At 61.8% G+C, this 8,122-nt stretch carries 6 protein-coding genes; 5 read left to right on the top strand and 1 reads right to left on the bottom strand.

Going from position 1 to position 8,122, the window contains the following annotated elements; genetic code table 11:
- Positions 1–197 (top strand): LysR substrate-binding domain-containing protein (locus AC0L3N_RS21365; RefSeq protein ID WP_473549386.1); only part of this gene is annotated, 197 nt, incomplete at its 5' end.
- Positions 198–663: 466 nt separating this feature from the next.
- The gene (locus AC0L3N_RS21360) at positions 664–1,623 is read left to right on the top strand and encodes a DMT family transporter (RefSeq protein ID WP_473549385.1); all 960 of its coding nucleotides are present in this window, start codon (positions 664–666) and stop codon (positions 1,621–1,623) included.
- A gap of 143 nt (positions 1,624–1,766) precedes the next feature.
- Here AC0L3N_RS21360 and selD read toward each other — a convergent pair whose 3' ends face one another.
- Complete coding sequence (gene selD / locus AC0L3N_RS21355; protein ID WP_473549384.1) at positions 1,767–2,840, bottom strand: selenide, water dikinase SelD; 1,074 nt, start codon at positions 2,838–2,840, stop codon at positions 1,767–1,769.
- Between the two features lie 457 nt (positions 2,841–3,297).
- On the opposite strand from selD, the gene fdnG reads away from it, so the two are divergent.
- From fdnG to AC0L3N_RS21340, 3 genes are read left to right on the top strand one after another with little or no spacing between them, the layout of a single operon-like run.
- Complete coding sequence (gene fdnG / locus AC0L3N_RS21350) at positions 3,298–6,384, top strand: formate dehydrogenase-N subunit alpha (RefSeq protein ID WP_473549383.1); 3,087 nt, start codon at positions 3,298–3,300, stop codon at positions 6,382–6,384.
- Positions 6,385–6,394: 10 nt separating this feature from the next.
- Positions 6,395–7,345, top strand: coding sequence for a formate dehydrogenase subunit beta (fdxH, locus tag AC0L3N_RS21345; RefSeq protein ID WP_473486494.1), 951 nt, complete (start codon positions 6,395–6,397; stop codon positions 7,343–7,345).
- A complete protein-coding gene (locus AC0L3N_RS21340) occupies positions 7,332–8,027 on the top strand; it encodes a formate dehydrogenase subunit gamma (protein ID WP_123149597.1) in 696 nt (231 codons plus the stop codon). The genes fdxH and AC0L3N_RS21340 overlap by 14 nt, the downstream gene beginning before the upstream one ends.
- Positions 8,028–8,122 lie beyond the last annotated feature (95 nt).

Below are 8,122 nucleotides of genomic sequence, written 5' to 3'. Positions count from 1 at the left end.
AAGCCGCGCTGGATGGTTTCGGCCTCGCCTATGTGCCGGAGGACGTGGCGGAGCCTCATCTTGAGAGCGGTCGCCTTGTTCGGGTGCTGGACGAGTGGTCCCCGCCTTGGCCAGGATATTACCTCTATTATCCCAGCCGCCGTCAAGCGTCCCCCGCTTTCACTCTGCTCGTCGACGCGCTTCGACACGAAAGCTGAGATATGTCGGTCCATCACCCAGCTTCGAAAGGCTGTTTACAAGGCTCAGGTCGGGCGTTGGCAGCGTGTGGCCCACGCAGACGTTCAACTGCTCAGACTAAATGTCTGAAAAGCGCCGCGTTGCGGACCAGCCTGTGAATTGAAAAGCCCGCGCCTCCGGGAGAGGTCGCGGGCAACGGTCTGTTGGGATCAGAGGAACTGATCCAATTGTAATGTGGTACCGTCCATGATCAGCGCATCGGTCAAATAGATGAAAACCCGCGCCCGGGGGAGAAGGACGCGGGCTGTGATCGGCGAGAGGATCCGATCTGGCAGCATTTGGCTACGGCTGCAGAAGTCGATCTTTCGTCGCTGGCATGTGTTCCACACGGAAAAAAACGCCGCACAAGGATTGGTTAAACAGGTGGCGTTGCTGCTCGGCAAGACGCAGCAATCTTGCTAAGATCGGCGGTGGGAGGAGACGGACATGCAATCGCTGCCGATAGCCCATCCAAGCGTAGCGAAGGCGACAGCCGGGATATCGCTTCCTCTCGCCTATTCCACCGCGACGCTCTGCTGGCTCCTGTCCGCCGGCGTCTACATCGCAGCCAAGTGGGTTGCCCCCGAAATGCCGCCTTGGGCGCTCTGCTTCTGGCGGCTGACGCTTGCCTGCGCGATCCTGCTGCCCATCGTCCATCGCCACCATGGGGCGATGCTCGTGCTGGTCCAATCCCGGGCGATCGAGGTGCTGGCCGTCGGCGCGATCGGGCTGACCCTCTGTCAGGGCATGATCTACACGGGCCTCAGTTACACCGACGCGACGACCGCCGGCATCATCATGGCCCTGTCACCGATCATGACCATGGTGCTTGCCCGCTTCGTGCTCGGCGAGCCCCTCGGCGTCTGGAAGGCGCTTGGTGCGCTGCTCGCTCTGGTCGGGATGGTGGTGATCGTAGCGCGCGGCGACCTTACCGCGCTGATGCGGCTCCAGTTCAATCCCGGCGAGTTGTGGATCGTCGGCAGCGCGTTTTGCTGGGGCCTCTACACCGTTCTGCTGCGTCGCTCCAAATTCGCTATCGAGCTTCTGCCGATGGTGGTCCTGCTGCTAGCAGCCGGCGCGCTGGCCGCACTCCCCCTTTATCTCTGGGAGCTGTTTTCCGGGGAGCGTTCGGCGCTGCATGCGAACGGCCTTCTGGCACTCGCCTATGTCGCTGGCCCGGGCGGCGCTCTGATGTATTACCTCTACAACCGCAGCGTCGAGACGCTTGGTGCCGGGCGCGCCAGCATGCTGCTCTATCTGCAGACTGTCTTCGTCGCCGTGCTCGCTTATCTATTCCTTGGGGAAGGCTTGCACGACTACGACCTCGCCGGCGCTGCCTTTATCGTCGCCGGCCTGCTGCTGGCCACCGCGATCAAGCCGAGGCAGCGCACGGTGCATATCGCGTAGGGAATATCCGCACAGCCAAACCCGAGACGGCGCTTAGCGATCAAGAGCCGAGGCGCACATCACGCCAGATGACGTTCGACGGTTTCGGATTTCATCACGTTCACGCCTCGCGTCGCTAAATTAGGCGCGCCGGTACAACGGCTTCACTGGACCGTTATCGCGGGCGCGCCGGGCTCGACATGGCCGATCACGCAAGCCGACGTGTAACCTTCCGCGACAATCTTTTCGACCAGGGCCGCCGCTCTGTCGCGCTCGCAGGCGACGAGCAGCCCGCCCGAAGTCTGTGGATCGGTGAGAAGATGGCGCCGCCACTCCGGCATATCGGCAGGCAGGAGCACCGCGTCGCCATAGCTCGCCCAGTTGCGCCGCGAAGCGCCGGTGACAAACCCTTGCTCTGCCAGCAGCGCGGCTTCGGAAAAGAGCGGAACCTCGCGATCACGAATGACGAGAACACAGCCTGAGCCGCGCGCCATCTCGAGAGCATGTCCGAGCAGGCCGAAACCGGTCACGTCGGTCATCGCATGGACACTCTCATCCTGCGCGAGCTCCGATCCGATCCGGTTGAGCAGGGTGGCCGAGGCGATCATCTCGACATAGGCGCTGGGCGGGAGCGCCTGCTTCTTGAAGGCGGCGGAGTAGATGCCGACGCCGAGTGCCTTCGTCAGGATCAAGGCGTCTCCCGGCCTCGCGCCCGAATTGCGCCGGACGTCATCGGGCCGGCATGTACCGATCACGGCAAGACCATAGATCGGCTCCGGCGAGTCGATTGAGTGGCCCCCGGCGACCGGGATTCCGGCGGTGGCGCAAACTGCCCGTCCGCCCTTCAAAATGTCTCGGACCGTATGCGTCGGCATCTTGTCGAGCGGCATACCGAGAATGGCCAGCGCCATGATTGGCCGGCCGCCCATCGCATAGACGTCGGAGATCGCGTTGGTCGCGGCGATCCGGCCGAAATCATAAGGATCGTCCACCATGGGCATGAAGAAATCGGTGGTGGCGATGACACAGGTGTCCTCGTCAAGCTGCCAGACGGCGGCGTCATCTCCGGTCTCGGTGCCGACAAGAAGCTGACGAAAGGGATTGGCCTCGACCTGGTCTGCGAGAAGCTGCTGAAGGACGGAGGGCGCCAGCTTGCAACCGCAGCCGCCGCCATGGGCGAGACTGGTCAAGCGAAACACTGGAACGTCGGCGACTTCAGGAGAGAGGGCGACTGCCATGGCAAGCCTCCTTAGATTGGCACCGAGCGAGATACCGAGCGGAATTGGCGTTGGCCGTACGCCGGCGATCGTTCGGGGAACCGATTTGAGGGAACGGAGAGATCAGACGCGGAAACGGTGAGAGCGGCCCGAAGACGCTTGGTGAGAGGGGAAAAGCGGGACACATGCGCAGCCTCGGAGCGCACGCTTACGCCACCGTCGGCCGTCGTCCGAAAAGCGCCCCGGCACGCGGGAGCCGTTTCCAATACCACGCGGCACTCTAAGATTATCCTTGGACAAGCGTCAATCGCACTCTCGTCCTAAAACATGAGTTATATCGTCAACTATAATCAGTAAGAAAATGCAGAGCAGTCGGAACGCATTGCTTTGTTTGACATTGTCCTGTTTTGGATCAGAATGCACTCGTACCCTTGGTTCGGGATGCCCTTCGGAGCATCCGCTTCGGGAGGACATTCAAATGAACATCGAACTGTCACGGCGCGCGTTCCTGCAGACGGCAGGCGCGGGTCTCGCCGGTACTACGCTTGGAGCTCTCGGCTTCGGCGATATCGAAGCCGCACATGCCGAGGCGATACGATCCTTCAAACTCGCCAACACCACCGAGACACGAAACACCTGCCCATACTGCTCAGTGGCGTGCGGTGTGATCCTCTACTCAAAGGGCGATCTCAGGAAGGGCGAACAGGCCGAAATCACCCATATCGAGGGCGATACCGACCACCCAACCAACCGCGGCACCTTGTGCCCCAAGGGCTCGGCCCTGCTCGGCTTCGTCAAGGCCCCGACCCGCTTACAGCAGCCGATGATCCGCAAGCCCGGGGCGGACAAGTTCGAGCCGACAACGTGGGAAAACGCGCTTGACCGCATCGCCCGCCTGATGAAGGACGATCGCGACCAGAACTTCGTCGCGACGAACAATGACGGCGTGACGGTCAACCGATGGATTACCACCGGCTTCCTCGCCGCCTCGGCGACGACCAATGAAACCGCGTTCGAGACCTACAAGGTGGTCCGCAGCGCGGGCATGCTGGTGTTCGATAATCAGGCACGTGTCTGACACGGCCCGACGGTGGCGAGTCTCGCCCCAACATTCGGCCGCGGAGCAATGACGAATTCCTGGACCGATATCAGGAACACCGATCTTGTCGTGATCATGGGCGGCAATGCCGCCGAGGCCCATCCTTGCGGCTTCAAATGGGTCACTGAGGCGAAGGCCAACCGTGGCGCCAACCTCATTGTCGTCGACCCGCGCTTCACGCGCTCGGCCTCCGTGTCGGATCTCTATGCACCAATCCGTCAAGGCACGGACATCGCCTTCCTGCTCGGGCTGATCAACTATTGCATCGAAAACGACAAGGTGCAGCGGGACTATGTGAAAGCGTTCACCAACGCCGGCTATGTCGTCAAGCAGGGCTTCACTTACCAGGACGGCCTGTTTTCCGGCTACGACGAGGCGAAGCGCGACTACGACAAGTCAAGCTGGGACTACGAGATGGGCGCGGACGGTTTCGCCGTCGTCGATGATACGCTGGCAAATCCTCGCTGCGTCTGGAACCTGCTGAAGAACCATGTCGCGGTCTACACGCCGGAGATGGTCGAGCGCATCTGCGGCACGCCGAAGGACAAGTTCCTGAAGGTCGCCGAGATGGTGGCGGAGTGCTCGTCGCCGACCAAGGCGATGACCTCGATGTACGCGCTCGGCTGGACGCAACACTCGAAGGGTTCGCAGAACATCCGCGCTATGGCGATGCTGCAGCTCATTCTGGGCAATATCGGCGTTCGCGGCGGCGGCATGAACGCGCTGCGCGGCCATTCCAACATCCAGGGGCTGACCGACGTCGGTCTGATGTCGAACTTGCTTCCTGGCTATCTGACGCTGCCCAACGAGAAGGAACCGGACCTCACCGCCTATATGTCGACCCGCGGTTTCAAGCCGCTCAGGCCGAACCAGATGAGCTACTGGCAGAACTACAGGAAGTTCTTCGTCAGTTTCCAGAAGGCCATGTACGGCTCGGCGGCAACCCCGGAAAATGACTTTGCCTACGACTACCTGCCGAAGCTCGACGTGCCCGGCTACGACGTGCTGCGCGCCTTCGATATGATGCACCAGGGCAAGATCAACCTGTATCTTTGCCAAGGCTTCAACGCGCTGCAAGCGTTCCCCAACAAGCAGAAGATCACGGCCTCGCTCTCCAAGCTCAAGCTCCTGGTCGTCATGGACCCGTTGGCTACCGAGACGGCGCGGTTTTGGGAGAACCACGGCGCGCACAATGACGTCGATCCGTCGGCGATCCAGACCGAAGTGATCGAACTGCCGTCGACGTGCTTTGCCGAAGACGACGGCTCCCTTACCAATTCGGGGCGCTGGCTGCAGTGGCACTGGGCCGGCGGCACGCCGCCGGGCGAGGCCAAGCGCGACACCTGGATCATGGCGCAGATACATCTTCGCCTGAAGGAACTCTATCGCAAGGAAGGCGGCGCCTTCCCCGATCCGATCCTCAATCTCCATTGGCCCTATGCCGATCCGGGCGATCCGACGGCCGAGGAAATCGCCCAGGAGATCAATGGCCGAGCGCTCGCGACGGTGACGGACACGGCCGATCCGACCAAGGTGCTTGCCGAGGCCGGAAAACTGTTGCCGGGCTTCGCCGCGCTGCGCGACGACGGCTCCACATCCTGCGGCTGCTGGATCTATTCCGGCTGCTTCAACGAGAAGGGCAACAACATGGCCCGTCGGGATACTGACGATCCCGACGAGACGGGCGCCTTCCCGAAATGGGCGTTCTCATGGCCTGCCAATCGCCGCATCCTCTACAACCGGGCTTCGGCCGACTTGAAGGGCAAGGCCTGGGATCCCGACCGCAAGGTGATCGAGTGGGACGGGGCGAAATGGTCGGGTTATGACGTCCCGGACATCGCGCCGACAGCGAAGCCCGGCGAGGTCGGCCCGTTCATCATGAATCCGGAAGGCGTGTCGCGCCTCTTCACCCGGGGAATGATGCGGGACGGACCTTTCCCGGCGCATTACGAGCCGTTCGAATCGCCGATCGTCAATCCGGTCGCGCCCAACGTCCGGGGCAACCCGGCAGCGCGGGTATTCGAAGGCGATTTCAGGCAGTTCGCCGAGCCGGCCTCGGCGGAGTTCCCCTATGCGGCGACCTCCTACCGCCTGACCGAGCATTTCCACTTCTGGACCAAGCACGTCATCGTCAACGCTGTGATGCAGCCGGAGTTCTTTGTGGAGATATCGGAACAGCTAGCGGCCGAAAAAGGTATCGCCAAGGACGGTTGGGTGCGCGTTTGGTCCAAGCGCGGCTCGGTCACGGCGAAGGCGATGGTAACCAAGCGGATCAAGCCGCTGACCTGCGACGGCAAGACCGTCCACATCGTCGGCATTCCACTGCACTGGGGCTTCACCGGGGCGGCAAAGAAGGGCTTCGGCCCGAACATGCTGACGCCCTATGTCGGCGACGCCAACATCGAGACGCCGGAATACAAGGCGTTTCTAGTCAATATCGAGCCCGTCTCCGGGCCGGTAGCATAGGGAGGCGGCGATGTTTCCTCCAATTGCCAATCCCTCGGTAACGGACGTGACGCCCCGCTTCTCGGAGAAGGATCTCGTCCGCCGTTCCGCCTCAACGGTACCCGCGCCGGCCGAGCGGCTGACGGAGGTGGCCAAGCTCATCGACGTCTCGAAATGCATCGGCTGCAAGGCCTGCCAGACAGCCTGCATCGAGTGGAACGACACGCATCCGGAGATCGGCGTCAACGCCGGCGTATACGAGAATCCGCCCGACCTGACGCCGGACATGTTCACGCTTATGCGCTTCAGCGAGTGGGAGAACCCAGAGACGAACAATCTCGAGTGGCTGATCCGGAAGGATGGCTGCATGCACTGCGAAGATCCGGGCTGCCTCAAGGCCTGTCCGGCGCCGGGCGCTATCGTTCAATATTCCAACGGCATCGTCGATTTCGTCCACGAGAACTGCATCGGCTGCGGCTATTGTATCAAGGGGTGCCCCTTCAACATCCCGCGCATTTCCCGCGTCGACCATACGGCCTACAAATGTACCCTCTGCTCGGACCGCGTCGCCGTCGGCCAGGGTCCAGCCTGCGCCAAGGCCTGTCCGACCCAGGCCATCGTCTTCGGCACAAAGGAAGAGATGAAGCAGCATGCCGAGGGCCGCATTACCGACCTGAAGGCGCGCGGCTATGCCAATGCCGGCCTCTACGATCCGCCAGGTGTCGGCGGAACGCACGTGATGTACGTGCTGCATCACGCCGACCAGCCCGAACTCTATTCCGGCCTGCCGAAGGAGCCTAGGATCAGTCCTCTCGTGGAGGCGTGGAAGGGCATCACCAAATATGCCGGCCTGACCGTGCTTGGGGTCGCGGCCGGCGTCGGCCTGCTCCACCATCTGGTGATGGGGCCGAACAGGGTTTCGGACACGGATGAGGAGAATGCCGAACGGCTAGTGCGGAGTGACCGCCATGACAGCGCATGATGTCGAACCTGATAGCGTAGTTCATCCCGGCAAGCCCGTCACGGTGGACCGGTATACGGTGGGCGCGCGGATAAATCACTGGATCACGGCGGCGAGCTTGATCCTGCTTGCCCTGTCCGGCCTCGCGCTGTTTCACCCGAGCCTGTTCTTTCTGTCAGGACTGTTCGGTGGTGGCCAGTTCACGCGCTTCATCCATCCGTGGATCGGCGTCGTTCTCTTCTTCAGCTTCTTCGGGCTTTTCATCCGGTTCTGGAAGGCGAATCTGTGGAAGCGCGAAGATGGGGCCTGGCTCACGCGCTTTCGCGACGTGCTGGCCAATCACGAGGAGAACGTGCCGGAAGTCGGCAAGTATAATGCCGGCCAGAAGTTCGTATTCTGGGCCATGTCGGTCCTGATCGTCATCTTGATTTCGAGTGGCCTGGTCATTTGGGATCAGTATTTCTCCGCCTACACGACGGTCGGTCAGCAGCGGATGGCGCTCCTCATTCATGCCATCGCCGCCGTTGCGATGATCGGCGTTTGGATCATCCACGCCTATTCGGCCCTCTGGGTGCGAGGCACGATTCCCGCCATGATACGCGGTTCGGTGACGGGCGGCTGGGCTTGGCGGCACCATCGCAAATGGTTGCGGGAACTTGTTACGAAACCGGGCGGAAGATCGGGATCGAAGCCCGCCGAATGAGCGGGCGCTAATGCATGTCGCCCAAAAGTGCGCAGCGGTTTTGGGACAACGACATGCATAAAACAAGAACTTGAAGCGCGTCGCATGAGTCCCTT

It is taken from the genome of Mesorhizobium sp. WSM4807 (genome assembly GCF_055811615.1).
Note: the sequence above shows the minus strand (reverse complement) of the source record. Positions and strands in the feature narration are given on the sequence as shown.